The sequence below is a fragment of the Allokutzneria sp. NRRL B-24872 genome, from assembly GCF_002155965.1.
Lineage (GTDB): Bacteria > Actinomycetota > Actinomycetes > Mycobacteriales > Pseudonocardiaceae > Allokutzneria.
The window spans coordinates 76,738-98,905 of the sequence record NZ_MUMH01000059.1; the positions used below are offsets into that span (position 1 = coordinate 76,738).

General features: G+C 71.1%; 15 protein-coding genes, 6 tRNA genes and 1 pseudogene. 7 read left to right on the forward strand and 15 right to left on the reverse strand.

Annotated elements, in window-relative coordinates; all coding sequences use genetic code 11:
* Positions 1-7: 7 nt before the first annotated feature.
* On the reverse strand, positions 8-1,630 hold the full coding sequence (locus CCN37_RS16000; protein ID WP_086821570.1) for a hypothetical protein: 1,623 nt from the start codon (positions 1,628-1,630) through the stop codon (positions 8-10).
* A 71-nt stretch (positions 1,631-1,701) separates the two neighbouring features.
* Here CCN37_RS16000 and CCN37_RS16005 point away from each other — a divergent pair, with 71 nt between their 5' ends.
* On the forward strand, positions 1,702-3,171 hold the full coding sequence (locus tag CCN37_RS16005; protein WP_086821571.1) for a cryptochrome/photolyase family protein: 1,470 nt from the start codon (positions 1,702-1,704) through the stop codon (positions 3,169-3,171).
* 37 nt (positions 3,172-3,208) lie between these two features.
* Entirely contained in the window at positions 3,209-4,672 is a 1,464-nt protein-coding gene (locus CCN37_RS16010) for an SDR family oxidoreductase (RefSeq protein ID WP_086821572.1), read from the forward strand.
* A gap of 120 nt (positions 4,673-4,792) precedes the next feature.
* On the opposite strand, the gene CCN37_RS16015 is transcribed toward CCN37_RS16010, so the two are convergent.
* From CCN37_RS16015 to CCN37_RS16040, 9 genes are all read right to left on the reverse strand, one after another.
* Positions 4,793-4,865 (reverse strand) — tRNA-Val (locus tag CCN37_RS16015).
* Between the two features lie 5 nt (positions 4,866-4,870).
* Positions 4,871-4,943, reverse strand: a tRNA-Val gene (locus CCN37_RS16020).
* 73 nt (positions 4,944-5,016) lie between these two features.
* Positions 5,017-5,108: transfer RNA gene (locus tag CCN37_RS16025), tRNA-Ser, on the reverse strand.
* 79 nt (positions 5,109-5,187) lie between these two features.
* A tRNA-Gln gene (locus CCN37_RS16030) sits at positions 5,188-5,260 on the reverse strand.
* A gap of 68 nt (positions 5,261-5,328) precedes the next feature.
* Positions 5,329-5,412 (reverse strand) — tRNA-Tyr (locus tag CCN37_RS39905).
* A gap of 46 nt (positions 5,413-5,458) precedes the next feature.
* Positions 5,459-5,527 (reverse strand) — tRNA-Trp (locus CCN37_RS39910).
* 80 nt (positions 5,528-5,607) lie between these two features.
* Complete coding sequence (locus CCN37_RS42030; protein ID WP_256388047.1) at positions 5,608-5,733, reverse strand: hypothetical protein; 126 nt, start codon at positions 5,731-5,733, stop codon at positions 5,608-5,610.
* Between the two features lie 62 nt (positions 5,734-5,795).
* Positions 5,796-6,326: an O-acetyl-ADP-ribose deacetylase gene (locus CCN37_RS16035; RefSeq protein ID WP_168200689.1), complete on the reverse strand. Its 531-nt coding sequence runs from the start codon at positions 6,324-6,326 to the stop codon at positions 5,796-5,798.
* Positions 6,327-6,382: 56 nt separating this feature from the next.
* Positions 6,383-6,820, reverse strand: coding sequence for a cytidine deaminase (locus tag CCN37_RS16040; RefSeq protein WP_086821573.1), 438 nt, complete (start codon positions 6,818-6,820; stop codon positions 6,383-6,385).
* 175 nt (positions 6,821-6,995) lie between these two features.
* On the opposite strand from CCN37_RS16040, the gene CCN37_RS16045 reads away from it, so the two are divergent.
* The 3 genes and pseudogenes from CCN37_RS16045 (at position 6,996) to CCN37_RS16055 (ending at position 12,983) form a co-directional block, all read left to right on the forward strand.
* Positions 6,996-7,574: a dihydrofolate reductase family protein gene (locus CCN37_RS16045; RefSeq protein ID WP_086821574.1), complete on the forward strand. Its 579-nt coding sequence runs from the start codon at positions 6,996-6,998 to the stop codon at positions 7,572-7,574.
* Positions 7,575-7,662: 88 nt separating this feature from the next.
* A pseudogene (locus CCN37_RS16050) lies at positions 7,663-11,394 on the forward strand (type I polyketide synthase); the annotation flags it as partial.
* A complete protein-coding gene (locus CCN37_RS16055) occupies positions 11,391-12,983 on the forward strand; it encodes an acyl-CoA dehydrogenase family protein (RefSeq protein WP_086821576.1) in 1,593 nt (530 codons plus the stop codon). The pseudogene CCN37_RS16050 and the gene CCN37_RS16055, both read left to right, overlap by 4 nt.
* Here CCN37_RS16055 and CCN37_RS16060 read toward each other — a convergent pair.
* The 4 genes from CCN37_RS16060 to CCN37_RS16075 are packed head-to-tail and all read right to left on the reverse strand — an operon-like array spanning position 12,956 to position 16,944.
* A complete protein-coding gene (locus CCN37_RS16060) occupies positions 12,956-14,236 on the reverse strand; it encodes a polyketide synthase (RefSeq protein ID WP_086821577.1) in 1,281 nt (426 codons plus the stop codon). The genes CCN37_RS16055 and CCN37_RS16060 overlap by 28 nt on opposite strands.
* On the reverse strand, positions 14,233-14,484 hold the full coding sequence (locus CCN37_RS16065) for an acyl carrier protein (RefSeq protein WP_210408053.1): 252 nt from the start codon (positions 14,482-14,484) through the stop codon (positions 14,233-14,235). The genes CCN37_RS16060 and CCN37_RS16065 overlap by 4 nt, the downstream gene beginning before the upstream one ends.
* 4 nt (positions 14,485-14,488) lie before the next feature.
* Positions 14,489-15,895: an amino acid adenylation domain-containing protein gene (locus tag CCN37_RS16070; RefSeq protein ID WP_086821578.1), complete on the reverse strand. Its 1,407-nt coding sequence runs from the start codon at positions 15,893-15,895 to the stop codon at positions 14,489-14,491.
* A complete protein-coding gene (locus tag CCN37_RS16075; protein ID WP_086821579.1) occupies positions 15,895-16,944 on the reverse strand; it encodes an acyl-CoA dehydrogenase family protein in 1,050 nt (349 codons plus the stop codon). Before CCN37_RS16075 ends, CCN37_RS16070 begins: the two co-directional genes overlap by 1 nt.
* Before the next feature lie 221 nt (positions 16,945-17,165).
* On the opposite strand from CCN37_RS16075, the gene CCN37_RS16080 reads away from it, so the two are divergent.
* Together CCN37_RS16080 and CCN37_RS39915 are read left to right on the forward strand one after the other, a co-directional pair.
* Entirely contained in the window at positions 17,166-21,506 is a 4,341-nt protein-coding gene (locus CCN37_RS16080) for an SDR family NAD(P)-dependent oxidoreductase (RefSeq protein WP_256388051.1), read from the forward strand.
* A 41-nt stretch (positions 21,507-21,547) separates the two neighbouring features.
* The gene (locus tag CCN37_RS39915; RefSeq protein WP_168200690.1) at positions 21,548-21,709 is read left to right on the forward strand and encodes a hypothetical protein; all 162 of its coding nucleotides are present in this window, start codon (positions 21,548-21,550) and stop codon (positions 21,707-21,709) included.
* Between the two features lie 46 nt (positions 21,710-21,755).
* Here the strand turns inward: CCN37_RS39915 and CCN37_RS16085 are convergent, their stop codons facing one another.
* Complete coding sequence (locus CCN37_RS16085; protein ID WP_086821581.1) at positions 21,756-22,130, reverse strand: hypothetical protein; 375 nt, start codon at positions 22,128-22,130, stop codon at positions 21,756-21,758.
* Positions 22,131-22,168: the final 38 nt, after the last annotated feature.

A 22,168-nucleotide genomic window follows, 5' to 3' on the forward strand; every position in this document is an offset into this window, starting at 1 on the left:
CCGGAATCTATCCCGACGCCAGCTGGTAGAGCCGTCCACCCGCCGACACGACGACGCGGTCCCCCGCTGTACCCGGACCCGCGATGGCGGTGAAGCCCAGGCGCGGGTCCGCGGCTCCGAGCGTCTGCGCGACATCCGGCCGCGGCACGCCGGTGACCCCGCCGCCGACCACCGTGCCCGCGCCGTCCAGCACCAGCACGCAGTCGACGCGCTTGTCCGCCACCATCGCCCACCCGTTGATCAAGGAGTCGCCGACCGCGGGGCTGTCCAGGTTGCCGCCCGTGCGCTCGGTCGCCGACACGCCCCGCACCGGCGTGAGCGCGTCCGCTCCGATCACCTGGCCCAGCTCGTGGCCACCGCAGCCCAGGCTGAAGTCCTCGTTGAACGGATACAGCCCCAACGCACGCGCGGCGGGCAACGCGGCGACCTTCGCCCGCAGCTGCGTGACCATCGTCGTCGCATCCGTGCGCATGGCGATCGCGAGCAGGTCCTGCTTCGCGTACTGCGCGCGCACGTGCCCCGCCTGCACGCTGCCGATCGCGTAGGTCACGAGTCCGACCGCGACCGCCGCCCCGGCAACTCGGATGGCGCTGACCTTCGGCCAGCTGATCACCACGAGCGCGAGCGCCGCGCACGCGGCCAACGCCGGAATCGACGCATAACGGCTGGTCGAAGCGATGTCCAAGCCAGCTCCTGCGCGCGCCGCACTGATCATCACCGCCGCGCCCGCCGCGTACACCGCCACGCCGATCCACGGTGTCTGCGGGTGCTGGACGTCGTCCGCGAGTCGCCTGCGCACGGCCAGCCCGGCGAAGCCCGCCACCAGCAGGCCCGTCAGCACTCCCGCGCCGGTCGCCACGTCCTGGTTGGTCGACCACAACTGGCCCAGCGCCGCCGCCACCGCCGACAGGTAGCTGTCCAGGCCGAGCAGGTCGCCCTTGTCCAGGCTCGGTTTCGGGCCGTAGGTCATCGCCCAGCCGAGCACGACCACCACGCCGATCGCGAGCGGACCGACCACCCACCGCGCGCGCTCCCGCCGCAGCCAGTTCACCAACGCGAGCGCGGGCCACACCGCGAAAGCTGTTCCGTAGCAAGCACATCCAAGCAGTCCGACCGCGATCGCGCCGAACCGCCTGCCCCGCCACGCGAGCACGAGCGCGCCCACCGCGGCCAGGTTCGCCGACAACCACCCGATCCCGCTGAAGCCGAAGGAGAAGTTGTGCAGGCCGCTCGTGGTGAACAACAGGAACGAGAACCCGGCCGTCAGCGCGGCGCGCTTGGTGTCGCCCAGTTCGCGGGGCAGCAGTCGGTGCAGCAGGAGCACGGTCGAGCTGACCATGATCACATCGATCAGCCCGAGCACCTGGTTGTAGCCGCCGAGCAGCTTCGCCTCCAGCCAGAACAGCAAGCCGGGCAAGAACATCGGGTGCTCGTTCTGGTACGTCAGCACGCCGCGCGGGTACAGGCTGCCGTCGTCGTTGGTGACCCTCGTGAAGACCGACCAGTAGTCCAGGAAGTGCAGGCGCGGCGAGCGCAGCACTTCGAACAGCATCGCCGCGACCGGCAGCGCGGCCAGGACCAGCAGCAGGATGACCGGACGGCCTACGCGGGCGGGCGCGCTCGACGACATATCGGCGAACCGTACCGGCACCCGTTTCGCACTACCGTGTCGGTCTGCCGCTGGACTGCGAGAATGGCTCGATGACCGAGAGCGACCGTCCACTGTGGCTGTTCGGAGACCAGCTCGGGGCGCACTTCCACCAGGGCGCGCGCGAAGTGCTGCTCATCGAGTCCGAGAACGCGCTGCGGCGGCGACCGTACCACCGGCAGAAGCTGCACCTGGTGCTGTCCGGGATGCGGCACCTCGCTGAAGAACTCGGCGAGCGCGCGACGCTGATCCGCGCCACCACCTACCGCGAGGCGCTGGCGGAGTACGGGCGCCCCGTCGCCGTGCACGAGCCCGGTTCGCACGCAGCTGAGGATCTGGTGCGGGCGCTCGAACGTGACGGACTCGTCGCGGAGGTGCTGCCGACACCAGGATTCGCCTTGTCCCGCAAGGAGTTCGCCGAGTGGGCACGCGGGCGAGAACGCTTCCTGATGGAGGACTTCTACCGCGACCAGCGCCAGCGGTTCGACGTGCTCATGGACGCGGGCGAGCCCGTGGGCGGACGGTGGAACTTCGACGCCGACAACCGCGAACCCCCGCCGAAGGGAGCTTCCAGGCTGCCTGTGGAGCCGCCGTGGTGGCCGGAGGAGGACGAGGTCGACGAGCGGGTCCGCGCCGACCTCGACGCGATGGGGCTCGATACCGTCGGCCGGGATGGTCCTCGCCTGTTCCCGGTCACCTCGGCGGAGGCGAGCACGGCGTTGGAGCACTTCCTGCGGCACCGGCTCGCCGCGTTCGGGCCGCACGAGGACGCGATCCTCGGCGAGGACTGGGCGATGGCGCACTCGCTGCTGTCCGTGCCGCTGAACCTGGGGTTGCTGCAGCCGCTCGACGTCGTCCGCGCGGCCGAGCGCCGGGTCGGTGACGCGCCGCTGAGCAGCGTCGAGGGCTTCGTCCGGCAGGTCCTGGGCTGGCGTGAGTACGTGTGGCACCTGTACTGGCACTTCGGCCCGGAGTACAAGCGCAACAACGGTTTCCGCGCTCGCGTCCGGCTCCCGGAGTGGTGGGCCGAACTCGATCCCGGTGCTGTGCGGGCGAAGTGCCTCAAGTCCGCGTTGACCGGTGTGCGCGATCGCGGCTGGGTGCACCACATCCAGCGGCTGATGGTGCTGGGCAACCACGGCCTGCAACGCGGCTACGACCCCGCCGAGCTGAGCGACTGGTTCACCACGTCCTTCGTCGACGGGTTCCCGTGGGTGATGCCGGTGAACGTCGTCGGCATGAGCCAGCACGCCGATGGCGGCTTGATGGCCACGAAGCCCTACCTGTCCGGTGGCGCCTACGTGAACCGCATGAGCGATCACTGCTCGACCTGCACCTACGACCCGCGCAAGCGCCTCGGCGAGCAGGCGTGCCCGTTCACCGCGGGGTACTGGGCGTGGCTGCACGGCAACGCGCGCGAACTGCACGGCAACCACCGGATGACCCGCGCGCTCAGCGGGCTGCGACGGCTCGACGACATTGAGGCGGTTGTCGAGCAGGAACTCGATCGCGAACAGTTCTGAACCTGCACGATCGGGCGACAACGACAAGGCTGGGCCCATGCGATGCCTGGCGACTGGAGCGACCGGATACCTCGGCGGACGACTCGTGCCGCTGCTGCTCGCCGAGGGCCACGAAGTGCGGTGCCTGGTGCGAGACCCCGGCAAGCTGCGCGACGTGCCGTGGGCGCGGCAGGTCGAGGTCGTGCGCGGCGACGTGCTCGACGAAGCTTCGGTGCGGGCGGCGACCGAGGACGTCGACGTCGTGCACTACCTGGTGCACTCGTTGAACCACAAGGACTTCGCCAAGATCGACCAGCGTGCTGCCCGGACTGTGGCCGACTGCGCGCGCTCGAACGGTGTGCGGCGCTTGGTCTACCTCGGCGGGATCACGCCCGCCGGGAACGAGCTGTCGGACCACCTCGCCTCGCGCGCCGAGGTCGGTGAGATCTTCCTGCGCTCCGGCGTGCCGACGGCCGTCCTGCGCGCCGCCGTGGTCATCGGCTCCGGCTCGGCGAGCTTCGAGATGCTGCGCTACCTGACCGAGCGCCTGCCCGCGATGATCACGCCGAAGTGGGTGCACAACCGCATCCAGCCGATCGCCGTGCGCGACGTGCTGCACTACCTCGTCCGCGCCGTCGACCTGCCCGCCGAGGTCAACCGCGCCTTCGACATCGGCGGCCCCGACGTGCTCACCTACGTGGAGATGATGCGCCGCTACGCGCGGATCGCCGGGCTGCCCAAGCGCGTGATCATCCCCGTTCCCGTGCTCAGCCCCCGGCTGTCCTCGCACTGGGTCAACTGGGTCACCCCCGTTCCCGCTTCGATCGCGCGGCCGCTGGTCGACTCGCTCGTGCACGAGGTCGTCCGCTCCGAGCACGACATCGACGCCCATCTCCCCCAGCCCCCTGGCGGGCTCACCGGCTACGCGCGCGCCGTCGAGCTGGCGCTCGCCAAGATCCGCGACGGCGCCGTGGAGACCCGGTGGTCCAACGCCTCCCCCGCAGGCGCCCCGTCCGAACCGCTGCCCAGCGACCCCGCGTGGTCCGGCGGCTCCGTCTACACCGACGTGCGCGAACAGCGCTCCGCTGCCGCCCAACCGGCCGTGTGGCGGGTGATCGAGGGCATCGGCGGCGAGAACGGCTGGTACTCCTTTCCCTTGGCCTGGGCCGTGCGCGGGTGGCTCGACCGCGCCGTCGGCGGAGTCGGCCTGCGCCGCGGCCGCCGCGACCCCCGCGTCCTGCACACCGGCGAAGCGCTCGACTGGTGGCGCGTGGAGGAGATCGAACACGGCTCCCTGCTCCGGCTGCGCGCCGAGATGCGCGTCCCCGGCAAGGCGTGGCTGGAGCTGTCCGTCGCCGAGGCTCCCGGCGGCTCCGTCTACCGGCAGCGCGCCGTCTTCCTCCCGCACGGCCTGCTCGGCCACCTCTACTGGTGGGCCGTGTGGCCCTTCCACGGAATCGTCTTCGGCGGCATGGCCCGCAACATCCTCGCCGCCGCTACCCGGGGGCCGGCACCTCGATGACCTCGTCCCCGTCCGCTGCGAGGAGTACTCAGTGCCATCCGGCACCGTGGTGCGGAATGGGGTGACCGACCGGATCAGATCCACAATCTGGCGCCTCGACTCCTTCGGCTTCGGTCACAGTCGTCCCGCCAGGGTTCGAACCTGGGACCTTCCGCATGTCGAGCGGACGCTCTACCGGCTGAGCCACGGGACGTGCGGTGCGCGTGCCAGGACTCGAACCTGGGATCTCCCCGATGTGAACGGGGTGCTCTCGCCGCTGAGCCACACGCGCTCGGTGGAGAACGAGGGTGTCGAACCCTCCAGGACGATCGTGCAAGGATCGTCTGCGCCCGGCGCGTTCCCCGCGGAGGACGCAGGATTCGAACCTGCGCGGGCGCTCTGCACGCCCGACCACCGTTTTCGAGACGGCTGTCATCCCGGACTCGGCCAATCCTCCTTGTGCGGCAACACTTCCTCGGTGCTGCCGTGGTGTCGTGCGCGGAGGGCGCGCGGCCAGCCCTCCATCGTCGTTCTCGCTGCCCGTCGAGGGTTCGAACCTCGGTCCCCGCGTCCAGAGCGCGGTGTCCATGCCGACTGGACCAACGAGCATCGGCTCACGTCACCGCCGGGTGGCGTGAGCGTGGGGTGCCGCGGCGCCCGAGGCGCGCCGCGGCCCGTGGTGGAGGAGGGAGTCGAACCCCCTGTGCCGCGCGGGCTCCCGGGTTACAGCCGGGCGGGGCTCCAACAGCCCCATCTCCACCAAGAATCGAAATGCGTGTTCAGATGTCAATGAACTGCGAAACCGCGCACCGATGGAGGGAGTCGAACCCCCGGGAAACGACTTTGGAGGTCGTTCCGCTTCCGAAGCTCATCGGCCGGAATTTGAGAACGCGAATGAAGAAAGCCGCCCGGATCGGTTTCCCGATGGGCGGCTCCCCGTCATGACCCGTTCGGGTTCACGGCGGGGAGTCCGCGTCAACGGAGGAGGCCTGGACCTGCCAGGACACGGCCTGCGACACGTGCGCGGCGGTCGCGGCGGCCTGATAGGGCCACTGCGCCTCTCGCGTCCCCGTGCTCGCCATGACCGCTCCTCGTATCGCTTGTGTTGACACCATCATCACCGCGCGCGCCCGCCGCGTCAATCTTATTTTTCGTCCTGCGAATTCGCGCGGTGCACGGCTTCGAACACATCGAGCGTCTTCTTGTCGAACAGTACCAAGCGCACTGAGGCGATACCTGGGACTTCCTCGGCGAGCGCGCTCAGCGCGATCTTCGCGGCGGACTCGACGGGCCAGCGGTAGATCCCTGTGGAGATCGCCGGGAACGCGACGCTGCGCGCCCCGAGCTCCGCCGCCACGAGCATGGAGTTGCGGTAGCAGTCGGCCAGCAGTCCCGAGCGGTCCTCCGTCGCCGACCACACCGGCCCGACCGTGTGCACGACCCACCGCGCGGGCAGCCTCCCCGCCGTTGTCGCCACCGCCTGCCCCGTCTTGAGCCCGCGCCCGTAGTGCCCGGCGCGCAGCTTGCGGCAGTCCTCCAGGATCGCCGGGCCGCCCTTGCGGTGGATCGCGCCGTCCACTCCCCCGCCGCCCAGCAGGGAGGAGTTGGCCGCGTTCACCACGACGTCGACGTGCTGCTCGGTGATGTCACCCTGAACGATCTCGACGAGGTCCACCCGGCATTCTCCCCACGCCCACCCGCTGCGGCGCAGCCGAAATACCGCACCAGCGCTCAGGCGTGGTCGGCAGTGGCGGGCCAGGCGGTCCCGTCGGTGAAGTGGGTGGCCCAGTAGAAGGGGTTGAGCTCGGCCAGCGTGCGGGCGCTCCAGCCACCGGGCGCGGTCCGGTCGGCGACGGCGACCTGGACGTCGGGTCCCCACAGCGCGAGCCGTTCCTGGCAGATCCCGCAGGGCGCGAGGATTCCGACCGCCCCGTCGTTGCGGCACACGCACGCGGACGCGGTGACGCGCCTGTCCATCGTGTACGCCTGGCACAGCGCGCCGGTCTCCGCGCACAGCCCGGCGCCCGCGTTGATGTTGTCGAGGCCGACGCTGGTGATGATCTCGCCGTCCTCCAGGCGCACGGCGGCGGCCACGGCGAAGTCGGCGAGTGGCCAGCGGCGGTCGAGCAACTCCGTCGCTACATCGATCAACCGCTGATCGAGGGTCATGGCGGCCAGTCTGCCACGGTGAACTTCCTTCACCGATCTCAGTTTCACCACGGCCGAAGCACGACTGCACCGATTCAGTAGTGAATCGATGCATGAACCTACTTCCGGCGCGGTGTCGATTCGGGTCGAGCCCGTTCGTAGCCAGGGTGAGAGACACCGAGCAGAGGAGCACGCCATGACCACGACCTACACCTTCGACGTCCTGTCCACCGTCGACGGCTTCGGCTCCTACAACGAGGAGGGCGACTGGGGCGGCTACTGGAGCAAGCACGGCCCGGAGTTCCTGGAACGCCGTCTCACCCAGTACCGCGAGCAGCAGCGAATGGTTCTCGGTGCCAACACCTTCCGGCAGTTCCAGGAGATGCTGGGCCCGATCGCCGAGTCCGACATCGACCCGGTGAACGGCCGGATGCGGAGCATGCCGACGACGGTGGTCTCGACCTCGCTCACGGGCCCGCTCGACTGGCCGGACGCGACCCTGATCAGCGGAAACGCCGTCGACGTCGTGGCGAGGCTGAAGGAGGAGTCGGCGGTGCCGCTCCGCTCGCACGGCAGCCTTTCGATGAACCGCGCGCTGATGGCGGCCGGGCTGGTGGACTTCGTGCAGCTGACGATCTTCCCCGTGCTCAGCGGCCGGACCGGGGCGGCACCGATCTTCTTGGGCGCGGCCGACTTCGATCTGGAACTGATCGAGAGCCGCACGCTCGACGGCCACACCCAGGAACTGCTCTACCGCCCCACCCCGCACAGCTGAGGACCGGAGCGGCGTTCGGGTTCGGAGAACGGCGAAGGACCTGTGAAGTGCCTTGTCCTGGCGCGATTCGTCTGCTTGTTTGACGGCCGTGACCGACGTCAGCTCAGCACGCCTCGTCGAGGCCCTGCGCGCTTCCCTGGTGGAGAACGAGCGCCTGCGGGAGGCGGCCGACCGCGCCGAGGAGCCGATCGCCGTCGTGGGGATGGCGTGCAGGTTGCCCGGAGGGGTCGCGAGCCCGGAGGAGCTGTGGCGGCTGCTGGACGGAGACGGCGACGCGATCGGCCCGCTGCCCTCGGACCGGGGTTGGGACCTGGACCACCTCCACGACCCGGACCCGGACCGCCCGGGGACCTCCATGACCCGGTTCGGCGGGTTTCTCGACGGCCTCGCGGAGTTCGACGCCGGGTTCTTCGGGATCGGGGAGCGCGAGGCGCTGGCGATGGACCCGCAGCAGCGCCTGCTGCTGGAGTCGGCGTGGGAGGCGTTCGAGCGGGCGGGGATCGACCCGGTGTCGTTGCGGGGCAGCGACACCGGGGTCTACGTCGGGATCGCGGACTGGGCGTACGGGCCGCGGCTGGACCAGGTGCCCGAACACCTCGAAGGCTTCGCGTTGACGGGCTCGGTCACCAGCGTGGCCTCGGGGCGGATCGCCTACCGGCTCGGGTTGCAGGGGCCAGCGGTCAGCATCGACACCGCGTGCTCGTCGTCGCTGGTGGCCGTGCACCAGGCGTGCCGCGCGCTGCGGCTGGGCGAGTGCTCGTTGGCGTTGGCCGGCGGGGTGACCGCGATGCCGCACCCCGGCATGTTCATCGAGTTCAGCCGGCAGCGCGGGCTGGCGCCGGACGGGCGGTGCAAGTCCTTCGCCGCCGGGGCCGACGGCACGGCGTGGGCGGAGGGCGCGGGGCTGCTGGTGCTCCAGCGCCTCTCGGATGCGGAGCGCGACGGCAGGCGGGTGCTCGCGCTGGTGCGGGGTTCGGCGATCGGCCAGGACGGCGCGTCGAACGGGCTGACCGCGCCGAGCGGGCCCGCGCAGGAGCGGGTGATCCGCCGGGCACTGGCGGAGGCGCGCCTGCGACCGTCCGATGTGGACGTCGTGGAGGCGCACGGAACGGGAACGCGGCTCGGTGACCCGATCGAGGCAGAGGCGCTGCTGGCCACCTACGGGCGGGACCGCGAGCACCCGCTGTGGCTGGGATCGCTGAAGTCCAACCTCGGCCACGCCCAAGCCGCCGCCGGGGTGGCCGGGCTGATCAAGGTGGTGCTCTCCCTCCAGCACGAGCGCCTGCCGCGAACGCTGCACGTGGACCGGCCGACCCCGCACGTGGACTGGTCGGCCGGGCAGATCCGGTTGCTGACCGCGGCGGAGCCCTGGACCTGCGGTGACCGGCCGCGCCGCGCGGGTGTGTCGTCGTTCGGGATCAGCGGGACCAACGCGCACGTGATCGTCCAAGAGGCTCCGCTGCGGCTCGACCGCGAGCGCGAAGCATCGACCGGGCCAGCGCTGTGGGTGCTCAGCGGGCGCGGCGGCGAAGCGCTCCGGCAGCAGGCTCAGCGGCTGGCGCGGTGGGTGCGCGAGCGGCCGGATCTCTCCCCCGCCGACGTCGGTCTCTCCTTGGCCACAACGCGAACCGCCTTCGACCGCCGGGCTGCCGTCGTCGGGTCGCGGCGGGAGGAGCTGCTGGAGGGCTTGGCCGCGCTGGCGGAAGGCCGCCCGTCGGCGCGGGTGGCGCGCGGGGTCGCCGACGTGGCGGGCCGGACGGTGTTCGTCTTCCCCGGGCAGGGCTCGCAATGGGTCGGAATGGGCCTGGAGCTGGCGAAGTCCGCACCGGTGTTCGCCGAGCGCTTGGCGGAGTGCTTCGCCGCGCTGGAACCGTTCGTGGACTGGTCGCCGCAGACCGCACTGCGAGCATCGGAGCTGGACCGGGTGGATGTGGTGCAGCCGCTGACGTGGGCGGTGATGGTCGCGCTCGCCGAGCTGTGGCGCTCCTGCGGAATCGTGCCCGACGCGGTGGTCGGGCACTCGCAGGGCGAGATCGCGGCGGCCTGCGTCGCGGGAGCACTGTCCATTGAGGACGCTGCGCGCGTGGTGGCACTGCGTTCCAAGGCGATCACCGCGATCGCGGGCGGTGGCGCGATGGTGTCGGTCGGCCTGCCGCGTGAGCGCGTGGAGCCATTGCTGACCGGTCGCGGGGTGTCAGTGGCGGCGGTGAACGGTCCGAGCTCGGTGGTGCTGGCCGGCACCGTAGGCGAGGTGGAGCGGATCATCACCGAACTCACCGACCAGGGCGTTCGCACTCGGCGCGTTCCGGTGGACTACGCCTCGCACTCCGTTGCCGTGGAAGCGATTCGCGAGCAGCTGTTGGACGTGCTGGCTTCGACGAAGCCGACGGCGTCCACGGTTCCGTTCTACTCCACGGTGCACGCGCGCGTCGTCGAGGGGACGGAGCTGGACGCCGCGTACTGGTACCGGAACCTGCGCGAGACTGTCCACTTCGGACGGACAGCGGAGGCTTTGCTGGCGGATGGTTTCCGGATGTTCGTGGAACCGAGTCCGCATCCTGGTTTGGCGGTGTCGCTTCAGGAGACGATCGACGCGGCCGGGTTCAGCGGCACGGCGGTGATCGGCTCGCTGCGCCGCGAGGACGGCGGGCTGGACCGTTTCCTGCACTCCCTCGCTGAGGCCCACGTTCGCGGTGCGCGGCCGGACTGGGCGTCGGTGTTCGCCGCGCACGAGCCGCAAGCGGTCGAGCTGCCGACCTACGCCTTCCAGCGCAAACGCTTCTGGCTCAGCACAACGCGCGAGGTGGACGTGGCCGCTCCGGCCGTGCCCGAACGGGACACCGATCCGCTGCGCCTGGTCCGCGAGCACGCTGCGGCAGCGCTTGGCACGGACAGCGTGGGCGCGGAGGAAAGCTTCGCCTCGCTGGGCTTCGATTCGTTGACAGCACTGGATCTGCGCAAGCGACTCCAGGAGACGACCGGAGTGCGGCTGCCTCCGACACTGGTGTTGGAGTACCCGACTCCGCGCCACCTCGCCGAACACCTTGCACGAGCCAAGCCGACCGCCGGGTTCCACGGCATCGCCGCCCTCGTCGCGCGGGCGAGCGCCGACGCGGCGTTCGACCTCATGCTCGCGGCGGGGCGGTGTCTACCGGAGACGTCGCCGTCCGCCGCCCGTCTGGTTCCGCTGCGCTCGGGCTCGACGGGACCGACGGTGGTGTGCCTTCCCACCGTGCTGGCGCTGAGCAGCGGCTACCAGTACGCGAGGTTCGCCGGCGCGTTGCCCGGCGATCGGGCGGTGGAAGTGTTGTCGCTCCCGGGTTTCGGGCCGGCCGAACACCCTCCGACGGACCTGGAGAGCCTGCTGGAAGCACTCGCCGGTGCGGTGCCGGGAGGACCGGTCGTGCTGCTGGGGCACTCCTCCGGCGGGTGGCTGGCCACCGAGCTGGCCGCTCGCACGGACGTCGCCGGGCTCGTGCTGCTGGACACGCGTCCCGCGCTCGCCGCGACCACGCCGGGATTCCGGACGGCGGTGCTGCGGGAAATGCTGGCCAGGGCCGGGAAGTTCGACGACCTGGACTGGCGGTTGACCGTCACGGGCCGCTACCTCGATCTCTTCGCCGACTGGAAACCCTCTGCGGTCACCGCCCCGACCCTGGTGGTCGAGGCGGGCCGCGCGATGGCCGACGAGCCGTCGCTCGCCTGGCCGTCACCGCACGAGCTGGTGACGGTCGCCGGTGATCACTTCACCATGCTGGAGGACGGGGCCGACGCCACCGCTGAGGCCGTCCACGACTGGCTGGAAGGACGATTTCGGTGACAGAGCCCAAGTTCTCCGAGATCTTCGCTGATCCGATCTTCGACTTCGACAGCACCGCGTCCACCTACGACCGCGTGCGGCTGGTGCACGACCAGCTCCGCCTCGCCACTCCCCTGCTGCACGAACCCGAACGGCTCCAGGAGATGCTGGAGCTGGCGGCGATGGTCGATCCCCGCGTCTTCCACGTCTTATTCCTGCACCACTGCATGACGATGGGCGCGGCCATCGGGCACGGCGCTGCACCCGCCGACCTGGCGGAACTGACCGGCGGCGCGGCGATCGGAGCGGTGCTGATGACCGAACTGGGACACGGCAACAGCATCGCGAACATCCGCACACAGGCTGTGCACCAACCGGACACCGACGAGTTCGTGCTGCGCAGCCCGGGTGCTGGAGCGGTGAAGTTCCCGCCGAACGTGGCGGCTGGCGGGGTCGCGCGGCTCGGCGTGGTGGGTGCGCGCCTGATCGTCGGGGGCGTTGATCGAGGCGTGGCGCTGTTCCTGGTGCGACTGCGCGAGGTCTCCGGCCCGCGCCCGGGCGTGGTGATCAAGGCGCAGGAACCGACATCGTTGCTGTCGCTGGACTACGCCTCGGTGCGCTTCGACGACGTCGTCCTGCCTCGGTCGGCGTGGTTGGCCGACGGGGCGGAGATCTCCGGGTCCGGGGAGTTCCACGACCGGCTGGACCCGGTGGCGCGCACCGGGCGCAGCACGAGCTTCGGCCGTTTCGCCTGGGGCGCGGTCTCGGTCGGCCTGGCCGCCGTGGCGCGCTCGGCGGTCGCGATCGCGCTCGGCCACGCGCAGCGGCGGATCGCATCGGGAAGGGAGATCGCGGAGCAGCCGGTGATCCGCTACCCCAACCAGCAGCGACTGTTGTTCACCGCGCTCGCCGAGGCGACCGCGGCGACCGTGCTGGCGCGGCGGGCGATCGGGCCGTGCTGGCGACCGGAGCAGCCGAGCCGGTCCCAGCTGCGCGCGGCGTCGCTGACGAAGGTGCTGTGCGACCGGCTCGCCGAGCGTGCGGTATCGCGCTGCCGAGCGGCCAGCGGCGCACTCGGTTTCCTGTCCGTCAACCGATTACTGGACTACCAGGGATTGGCGCTGGCGTTCACCTCGGCGGGCTCGGACAACCAGCTGGTCTCCCTGGAAGCCGCGAGAACCCTGTTGGCGGACAACAGCTCCGAGACCGCCGAGGACAGTCCACTGTGGATTCGAGAGGTGTGGCTGCGCTCGCGGCTGCGCTCCAAGGTCGCCAAGAGCAGCTTCACCGCCGAACTCGACCTCGCCGAACAGCTCGCTCAAGCGCACGCGACGCGGCTGCTGTTCCAGGCGCTGGCGGAGGAGGAGATCGACGACGACCTGTACCGGCTGCTGAAGCTGCTGGAGCTGTCCGAGCACGACGGCTGGTACCTCTCCGCCGGAGTGCTCAGCGCCGAACGCACGCGGTCGCTGCCCGAGGAGATCACCGCCACGTGCGCACGGCTGCTGCCCCGGGTCGCCGATCTCGTTGCCGCCCTTGACGTTCCACTGGAGCTGGTGCGCTCACCACTGGGCGGCCCCGACTACGTCGCCGCGTTCGCACCCGACTGACCGGGCGCTTCGGCCAGCACGACGTGGGCGTTGGTGCCGCTGAGCCCGAAGGCGCTCACGCCCGCGTAGCGCGGTCGTGCCGTGCGCGGCCACGGGGTCAGCTCGGTGGGCACGTGCACCGGCGCCCGGTCCCAGGGGATCAGCGGGTTGGGCTCCTGGAAGTGCAGGTTCGCCGGGATCTCACCGTTGCGCAGCGCCAGCGCGGCCTTGATCAACCCGGCGACCCCCGCGGCGGCGTCGGTGTGGCCGATGTTGGTCTTCAGCGAGCCGACGCGCACCGGGCTGTCGCGGCCGGGGCCGAGCGCGCCGAGCAGGGCGGCCATCTCGATCGGGTCGCCGAGCGCGGTGCCCGTCCCGTGCGCCTCCACGTAGCCGACCTCGGCCGGGTCCACCCGCGCCCACGACAGGACGCGCTCGATCAGCCGCTGCTGCGCCTGCGCGCTCGGCACGGTCAACCCGGCGCTGGAGCCGTCGTGCCCGACACCGCTGCCCTTGATCACCGCGACGACGTCGTCGGAGTCGGCGAGCGCGTCGCTGAGCCGTTTCAGCACCACGACGCCGCACCCCTCGCCGCGCACGAACCCGTCCGCCCGCGCGTCGAAGGTCTTGCAGCGGCCGTCCGCGGCCAGCGCGCCGACCTTGGTCAGGAACAGGGAGATCTCCGGCGACAGGATCAGGCTGACGCCCCCGGCAACGGCGAGATCGGCCTCACCGGCGCGCAGGCTGTGGCACGCCTGGCTGATCGCGACCAGCGAGGAGGAGCAGGCCGTGCCGATCGCGACGGCCGGCCCCTCCAGTCCGAGCTGGTAGGCGACGCGGCCGGGCCCGAAGCTCGGATCGAGGCCGTTCATCAGGTAGCCGGGGCCGATCGGAGCGCGGCCACCGGCCTCGGCCAGCGCGTAGTCCTGGCCGAGGAAACCGAAGTACGCGGCGGTGAGGCTGCCGCGCAGGTCATCGGGGCGGATGCCCGCGTCCTCCAGCGCGGACCACGTCACCTCCAGCAGGACCCGGTGCTGCGGGTCCATCTGCGCGGCCTCGGCGGGGCGGATGCCGAAGAACCTCGCGTCGAAGGCGTCGACGTCGGGGAGGAAGCTGCCCCACCCCGGCGTGTCGTGGGCGGCCGGGTCCCACCGCTCGGCCGGGATCGCGGTGACCGTGTCGGTCTTCTCCCGCAACAACTCCCACAGCTCGTCCGGCCCGTCAGCGCCGGGGAAGCGGCAGCCGATGCCGATGATCGCGATCTCACCCGTCATCCGGCCAGCTCCACGACGAGCCGGGTGATGCTGGCCAGGTCCTTGAAGTCCGCGCCGACGATGCGCTCCGGCGGCACCACGACGTGGAACTCCGCCTTGATGAAGGCGACGAGCTTCACCATGGTCAGCGAGTTGAGCACGCCCCACTCCAGCAACGGGGTGTCGCCGCGCAGCCCGGAGTCGGGTGTGCGCAGCACCTCGCGCTCCAGGAAGTCCTTGAGCAGCACGATGATCGGCTCGTGGTCCATCTCGTCACTCCGTCGCGAGCAGGTGTTCGGCACGGGCGGTCAGCGCGCGCCGGTCGGTCTTGCCTGTACTGGTCAGGGGAAGTTCCACCACCGCGACCACCCGGTCGACGATCATGTGGCGGGGCAGCGATGCGGCGCAGTGGGACTTCAGTTCCAGCAGGGACGGTGGCTCGCCCGCCACGAACGCGACGAGCAGCGCGGAGATCCCCGAACCGGCCACCACCACCGCGACGGCGTCGACGCGCTCGTGCGCGGACAGCACCGCCTCGACCTCGCCCAGCTCGACGCGGAACCCCCGGAGCTTGGTCTGGTTGTCGCGCCTGCCAACGAATTCGTAGTCGCCGTCCTCGTTCAGCACGACCACGTCACCCGTCGCGTAGGGGCCGCGCTGATCGGGGTGCCCCCAGTAACCGCGCATCACCGTCGGCCCGGAGACGATCAGCTCACCGGTGTTCTCGTCCAGCCACGCGGACGCTCCGGAACAGGGGCGGCCGATGGGCATCGGGCGGGTCCGGTCAGCCGGGATCTCGGTGACCTCGTGGAAGGTGCAGACGTTGGTCTCGGTCGGCCCGTAGAGATTGAGCAGGCGTGCCTGCGGTAGCGCCGCGCGCAGCGCCCGCAGGTGCGCGAGCGGGAAGACCTCTCCAGCGAAGAGCACGGCCCTGAGGTGGGGCAGTTGCCGCTCGGTGAGCGCGCCACTGGTGAGCATCAGCACCAGCGCGGACGGTACCGAGTACCAGATGGTGAGCCGTTCGCGGACGAGGAGTTCCACCAGCTGGTGCGGTGCGTACGCGGTTCCCTGTGGAACCAGGTGCACCGAAGCTCCGGCGCGGAAGGCGACGTAGAGGTCCAGCACCGACAGGTCGAAGTGGAACGGGGCGTGGTTGCCGAAGCGGTCCCCCGGTCGCGCGCGCAGCTCCGCCGCCGCCCAGTCGATGAACGCGAGCGCGTTGCGGTGGCTGATCCGTACGCCCTTCGGCTCCCCAGTCGAACCCGACGTGTAAAGCAGGTAGGCCAGGTCGTCCTCGTGGATCTCGTTCTCGTTCTCGGGCACAGGTTCCGCGGACAGGTGCGCCACGGGTGCGTTGATGTCGAAGGACGCGCCGGGGCGGTCGCTGACCACCAGCCGGGCGTCGCAGTCGCGCAGGATGCGCTCGGCGCGCGCTACCGGGGCCGCCGGGTCGATCGGCACGTAGCACGCACCGAGTCGCAGCGCCGCCTGCATCACCGCGACAACGCGCGGAGACTTCTCCGCCCAGATGCCCACGCGGTCACCCCTGCGGACACCGGCCGCGCGCAAGGCGTGCGCGAACTGCGTGCTGAGCAGGTCGAGGTCCCGATAGGTCCGCGAGTTCACCGCGAGCACGTCCGGAGTGCGCCGCGCCGCGTCGATCACCAAGTGGTGCAGCACTACAACCCCAGCTCCTTCGCGATGATCTCGCGTTGGATCTCCGAGGTCCCGGAGAAGATCGTCGAGCCGACCGCGTCGCGCAGCAGGGCGTCAACAGCGCCGTCCCCGGCGTAGCCCGCCGCGCCGAAGATCTGCACCGCCGCGAGGCCCACCTCCACCGCCGCCTCGCTGACCGCGAGCTTCGCCATGGCCACGTCCAAGTCGCTGACCTCGTCGCGGTCCATCGCGGCGCACGCCCGGTACAGCAGGGCGCGGGCGGCTTCGACCCGGACCTTGAGGTCGGCGAGCCGGTGCGAGACCGCCTGGTTCGCGCCAATGGGGCGGCCGAACTGACGGCGCGTGCGGGCGTGCTCCACGGTCCGCCCCAGCACGCGGTCCATCGCGCCGAGGTAGGCGGCGAACAGGCACGTGCGCTCCCAGCGCATTGAGGCGCGGAACACCGCCGCCCCAGCGCCTTCACGGCCGATGAGGCTGGTGACGGGCACCTGGCAGTCGTCGAAGCGGACGACGGCGGCCGGGCAGCCGGCGAGCCCGAGCTTCGGCAGCGGCTCGCCCACGGTCACCCCCGCGCTGTCCCGCTCGACCAGCAGCGCGCTGATCCCGAGGTAGCCGAGCGCGGGGTCGGTCACCGCGTAGACCACGAACACGTCGGCCGCTGTCGCGTTGCTGACAAAGGACTTCTCGCCGTTGAGCAAGTAGTGCTCGCCGGAGCGGACGGCGGTCGTGCTGAGCTTGCTCGTGTCGGAGCCCGCGTCCTTCTCGGTGATCGCGTTGCCCGCGATCCACTCGCCTGAGCACAGCCTCGGCAGCACTTCGGCGCGCAGCGCGTCGTCGGCGAACTCCGCCACCGGCATGGCGCAGGCCAGCAGGTGCGCCATCACGCCGAAGACGAGCCCGAGGTCGTGGTGCTCGCGCCCGAACGCCTCGACCCGCTCGGCGGTCCCCCACGCGCCGAGGCCGCCTCCGCCGAACCGGCTGGGCACGCAGAGCCCGGCGAGACCGTCACCGGCCGCGCTCCGCCAGGCTTCGCGGAAGTCATCGGTGTTCACGGGAGGACATTCTTGCCACACTCCGGCGGGGAAGGCTAGAAAGAAGCGTGTCCCGTTCTCCGAACGTTTCGGTCCCCTGGCTTCTTTCCGGCCGGAATACGGAAACCCTTCAGCTTCAGGTGAAGCGGCTCGCGGCCTTCACCGAGCGGTCGCAGCCACGCGCCGCCGACGTTGGATTCTCTTTGCTGACAACGCGAACGGCGTTCCAGAACCGAGCCGTGGTGTTCGCGGACGACACCGGTCCGACGTCGTGGGACATTCCCGGGATCGTCACGGGAACAACCGGGCCTGAAGGTGAGTCGGCATTCGTCTTTCCCGGGCAAGGTTCACAGTGGGCCGAAATGGCGCATGCCCTGTATTGCTCCGAACGGGTGTTCCGGGATGCCTTCGATGAATGCGGTGGAGCTTTCGCGCCCTTTGTGGAATGGCGGTGGCAGGACGCCGTGGGCGGCACACAGGAGCTGGACCGGGTCGACGTGGTCCAGCCGATGCTGTTCGCCGTGATGGTCTCGCTGGCCGCGCTCTGGCGCGCGCACGGCGTGGAACCGGCCGCCGTGGTCGGGCACTCCCAGGGCGAGCTGGCCGCGGCGCACGTGGCGGGCGCGCTCGACCTCGACGACGCCGCACGGGTGGCGGCGCTGCGTGGACGGGCGTTGCGGAAGATCAGCGACCTAGGCGGGATGCTGTCGGTCGCCCTGCCGCAGGCAGTCGCCGCTGAGCGGATCGCCGCGTTCGGCGGGCGGCTCGGCGTGGCCGTGCACAGCAGCCCACTGTCCACTGTGGTCTCCGGTGATCTCGGCGCGCTCCGCGAGTTCGAGGCCGAGTGCGCGGCGACAGGGGTGCACGCCCGCCGGGTCCTGATCGACTATGCCTCGCACTCCCCGCACGTGGAACAGGTTCGCGACCGGGTGTTGCGCGAGCTGGCGCCGATCCGGCCTCGCGCGTCCGCGGTGCGCTTCTACTCCACCGTCACCGCCGACTGGCTCGACACCTCCTGTCTCGACGCCGAGTACTGGTACCGCAACCTGCGCGAACCCGTCCGCTTCGAAGAGGGCGTTCGTGGACTGCTCGCCTCGGGGCACCGGTACCTCATCGAGTGCAGTGCGCACCCGGTGCTGACCACCGCGATGCAGGAAACCGTTGAGGCCACGGGGATCGATGCCGTCTGCGTCGGCACGCTGCGGCGCGGGGACGGTGGGCGCGAGCGCTTCCACCGGTCCCTGGCCGAGCTGTACGTGCGCGGACGTCAGGTGGACTGGTCTCCGGCGTTCGACGGGTTGAACGCCCGTCGCGTGAAGCTGCCGACCTATCCGTTCCAGCGCGAGCGCCACTGGCACCGCCTCGCCCCGCCGTCCGGCGTGGTGCCCACAGGCCATCCGCTGATCAGCGGTGTGCTGGCGCTGCCGGACACCGACGAGTTCGTCTTCATCGGAGAGCTGAGCACGCGGTCGCACCCGTGGCTCGCCGAGCACGCGGTGCTCGGCTCGACCGTGGTGCCCGGCACGGCGATCGCCGAACTCGCCGTCGCGGCGGGCGCCAGGATCGGCGTGCCGCGGCTTGGCGAGCTGACGCTGAGCACGCCCCTCGTCCTCTCGGAGACCTCGGCCGTGCGGCTGCGGGTTCTCGCCGCCGACGCCTCCGGCAACCGCGAGTTCACGTTCGCTTCGTCGGAGGTGCACGCGAGCGGCGTGCTCGGGTCCGGCGTGGAACTCGCTCCCTCCACCGCTGCTCGGCCAGCAGAGGCGGAACCCGTCGACATCGCGGGCTTGTACGAGCGGTTCGCGGAGCTGGGCTGCTCGTACGGTCCCGTTTTCCAGGGGCTGCGAGCGTTGTGGCGGCACGGCGACGACGTCTTCGCCGAGGTGCGGGTGAGCGAAGACGTCCCGTTCCCGGCCCTGCTCGACACGGCGCTGCACGCGGCCGTCGCTCCGGGAGTGCTCAGCGGGGAAGCCGGGCTTCGGCTGCCGTTCGCTTGGTCCGGCGTCACGCTGGGCAGCCCGACCGGCTCGCTCCTGCGAGTGCGAGCGACTCCTCTGGGCGCGGACACGTTCGCTGTCACGGCGGTCGATCAGCTCGGTCGCGTGGTCGCCCAGATCGACGCGGTGACGTTGCGCCCGGCAGACTCCCTCGGCGCGCACGAGGATCTGCACGTGGTGGCGTGGAAGCCCTTCCCGCTCGACGCACCAGCCGCTCAGGCGACGGTGCACGACACGATCCCCCAGCCCGCACCGCACGTCGTCGTGCTCCGCATTGAGTCCACAGTGGATGCTGTGCTTCCCGAGCTCGCCAGGCACCGACTGCACTCCACGTTGGAGCTAGCGAAGCGCTGGCTGCGCGAACCCGAGGGGCGCCTGGTGCTCCTGACGCGCAACGCGGCGCACAGCAACGAGCCTGACCTGGAGCAGGCCGCGTTGTGGGGGCTGATCCGGTCAGCGCGCTCGGAGCACCCCGGCCGGTTCGCGCTGATCGACTGGGACGGCCGACCGGAGTCGCGGGGGATGCTGGGCGCCGCGGTCACGGCGGACGTCCCGGAGCTGGTGCTGCGCAACGGCGAAGCGTTCGTTCCCGAGCTGAAGCGGGCGTCAGCGCCGTTGCGGCTCCCCACCAGCGGCCCGTGGCGGTTGGAGTCACCGCGCACCGGCGGGTTGGCCGAGCTGGCGCCGATCCCGTGTCCGGAGGCAGCTTCCGTGCTTGCCGACGGAGAGGTGCGGATCGAGGTCCGCGCGGCCGGGGTGAACTTCCGCGACGTGCTCAACGCGCTCGATGTCGATCTCGCGGGCGCGGGCGGCCCGCTCGGGGTCGAGGCGGCGGGCGTGATCACCGAGATCGGCCCCGGAGTGACCGGTCTGCGGCCCGGCGACCGCGTGATGGGCTTGTGCACGGCCGCCTTCGGGCCGCTCGTACGCACCGACCACCGCCTCGTCGCGCCGATCCCGGACGGCTGGTCGTTCGCGACCGCCGCGTCGGTGCCCGTGATCTTCCTGACCGCATGGCACGCGCTGGTCGACCTCGCACGGCTGCGCAGCGGCGAGTCCGTGCTCGTGCACTCCGCGGCGGGCGGGGTCGGCGTCGCCGCGACGCAGATCGCCCGGCACCTCGGCGCCCGCGTGCTCGGCACCGCGAGTCCGTCGAAGCACTCCTCGCTGCACGGCTTCGCCGACGACGAGGTCGCCAGCTCGCGTGATCTCGGCTTCGCGCAGAAGTTCGGCACCGTGGACGTGGTGCTCAACTCGCTCGCGCGGGAGTTCGTCGACGCGTCGTTGGGCATGCTCGGGCGCGGCGGCCGGTTCGTCGAGATCGGCCGTACCGATCTGCGCGCGGCGGAGGAGCTGGACGTGGAGTACCACGCGTTCGACCTCCGCGAGGTGAGCCCGGATCGCGTGCGGGAGATGTTCACGGAGTTGTTGGTGCTCTTCGAGTCCGGCGTGTTGGCCCCGCCGCCGCTGGCGGTGTGGGATCTCGGCCGCGCTCGGGAGGCGTTGGAGCACCTGCGCCAGGCCCGCCACGTCGGCAAGCTCGTGCTGACCGTGCCGCGCGGGCTCGATCCCCGGGGCACGGTGTTGATCACCGGCGGAACGGGCGCGCTCGGGCAGCTCCTCGCCCGGCACCTGGTCACCGCGCACGGCTGCGAGAACGTGCTGCTGGTCAGCCGCGGCGGCCAGCTCCCACCGGATCTCGGTGCCCACGTGCGCGCCGCCGCCTGCGACGTCGCCGACCCGCGCGCGCTGCGCCAGCTGCTCGACTCGCTTGAGGCCCCGCTCACCGCCGTGATCCACAGCGCTGGCGTGCTCGACGACGGTGTGCTCACCGGTCTGACCCCTGATCGCATCGACTCCGTCACCCGCCCGAAGATCGATGCGGCGTGGCACCTGCACCAGCTCACCCGTGACCGGGATCTTGCCGCGTTCGTGCTGTTCTCCTCGATCTCCGGGGTGCTCGGCGTGCCGGGGCAGGCGAACTACGCCGCGGGCAACGCCTTCCTGGACGCGCTCGCCGCGCACCGCGCCGCCGCCGGCTTGCCCGCCCAGTCCCTGGCGTGGGGTTTGTGGGCGACCGGTGCCGGCATGGTCGGCGCGCTCGACGAGGCGGACCGGGCGCGACTGGCGCGGCTCGGTGTCCTGCCGTTCCCGCCCGAGCACGGCTTGGCCCTGTTCGACCTCGCGCTCGCCGATGGCACCCCCGCGCTCGTGCCCGCCCGCCTCGGCACCGCCCCTCCCACGCCCGTCGTCGAAGTCCTCCAGCGCGGCGGCGATGAGCTCCTTGAGATCGTCCGCGAGCAGGCCGCGATCACCCTCGGCCGCCCTGTCGCGGCGGACATCTCGTTCCAGGATCAGGGTTTCGACTCGCTGGCGGCGGTCGAGCTGCGGAACCGCATCAACTCCGCGACCGGTGTTCGGCTGACGAGCACCGCGGTCTTCGCCCACCCCACACCGGCGGCCCTCGCCAGCCACTTGGCAGCGCTGCTGGCTCCCCCTGTGGAGGAACCGGCTCCGCCCGCCGAGCCCACCTCCCTCGCGACGATGGACGCCGCTGACCTCATCCGCCTCGCGCTCGGCGAGTGAGCGCGAGGGGTGCTAGCCGGCCCGCGCGGAAGACTTCGATCATGAAAAACGATGTGTTCGCGTTCCTGCGCGGCAGCGCCAAGCTCGCGCTCGTCGGACCGCTCTCCTTCGCGGTCGGCGTCGCGCTGGTCGCCGTCGTGGTCCTGGCGTGTAGGCCGATCGCGAGGGTCCACTGTGGACTGACCGAGTCCATGCCGCGCTGAGCCGACCGCCAGCGCGAGTCCGGCTTCGCCTGAGCGCACGCTCCTCCTATCCGGAGAGTCGTGGGTCGACTCTGATGTTGCGCAGGGGTTTCTGCTCCGGGTCCACCCACTGCGGCGGGATGAAGTCCGGCCGCCCGTCCAGCTCGCACAGGTCCTGGGAGATCGTGGCATCCACATCGCCCGGTCCGCTGACTTCGGCGCCGGTGGAAGTGACGCGGAGGAATCGCGACTCGCCGGAGAGAACCACCTCGACGACGACGTCCTCGTCCGTGCTGCTGAGCGGCGTCGTGAATCTGGAGCTGATCTCGCTCACGACGAGGTCCGCGCACGTCGAGCGCCCGACCTCGGCCACGACGGCTTCCACGGACCGCCGGTCCGATCCCGAAGCGGAAATCAGTGCCCTGACAACGTCGAGCGTCATCGCTCCCCCTGGTGAACTTGATCTTCCCCCGGGTTCGC

Coding starts and splice junctions, on each gene's coding strand:
- CCN37_RS16040 (WP_086821573.1), bottom strand. CDS start 6,820: ATGACCCTCGATCAGCGGTTGATCGATGTAGCGACGGAGTTGCTCGAC.
- CCN37_RS16045 (WP_086821574.1), top strand. CDS start 6,996: ATGACCACGACCTACACCTTCGACGTCCTGTCCACCGTCGACGGCTTC.
- CCN37_RS16085 (WP_086821581.1), bottom strand. CDS start 22,130: ATGACGCTCGACGTTGTCAGGGCACTGATTTCCGCTTCGGGATCGGAC.
- CCN37_RS39915 (WP_168200690.1), top strand. CDS start 21,548: ATGAAAAACGATGTGTTCGCGTTCCTGCGCGGCAGCGCCAAGCTCGCG.
- CCN37_RS16065 (WP_210408053.1), bottom strand. CDS start 14,484: ATGGACCACGAGCCGATCATCGTGCTGCTCAAGGACTTCCTGGAGCGC.
- CCN37_RS16010 (WP_086821572.1), top strand. CDS start 3,209: ATGCGATGCCTGGCGACTGGAGCGACCGGATACCTCGGCGGACGACTC.
- CCN37_RS16060 (WP_086821577.1), bottom strand. CDS start 14,236: ATGACGGGTGAGATCGCGATCATCGGCATCGGCTGCCGCTTCCCCGGC.
- CCN37_RS42030 (WP_256388047.1), bottom strand. CDS start 5,733: ATGGCGAGCACGGGGACGCGAGAGGCGCAGTGGCCCTATCAGGCCGCC.
- CCN37_RS16000 (WP_086821570.1), bottom strand. CDS start 1,630: ATGTCGTCGAGCGCGCCCGCCCGCGTAGGCCGTCCGGTCATCCTGCTG.
- CCN37_RS16005 (WP_086821571.1), top strand. CDS start 1,702: ATGACCGAGAGCGACCGTCCACTGTGGCTGTTCGGAGACCAGCTCGGG.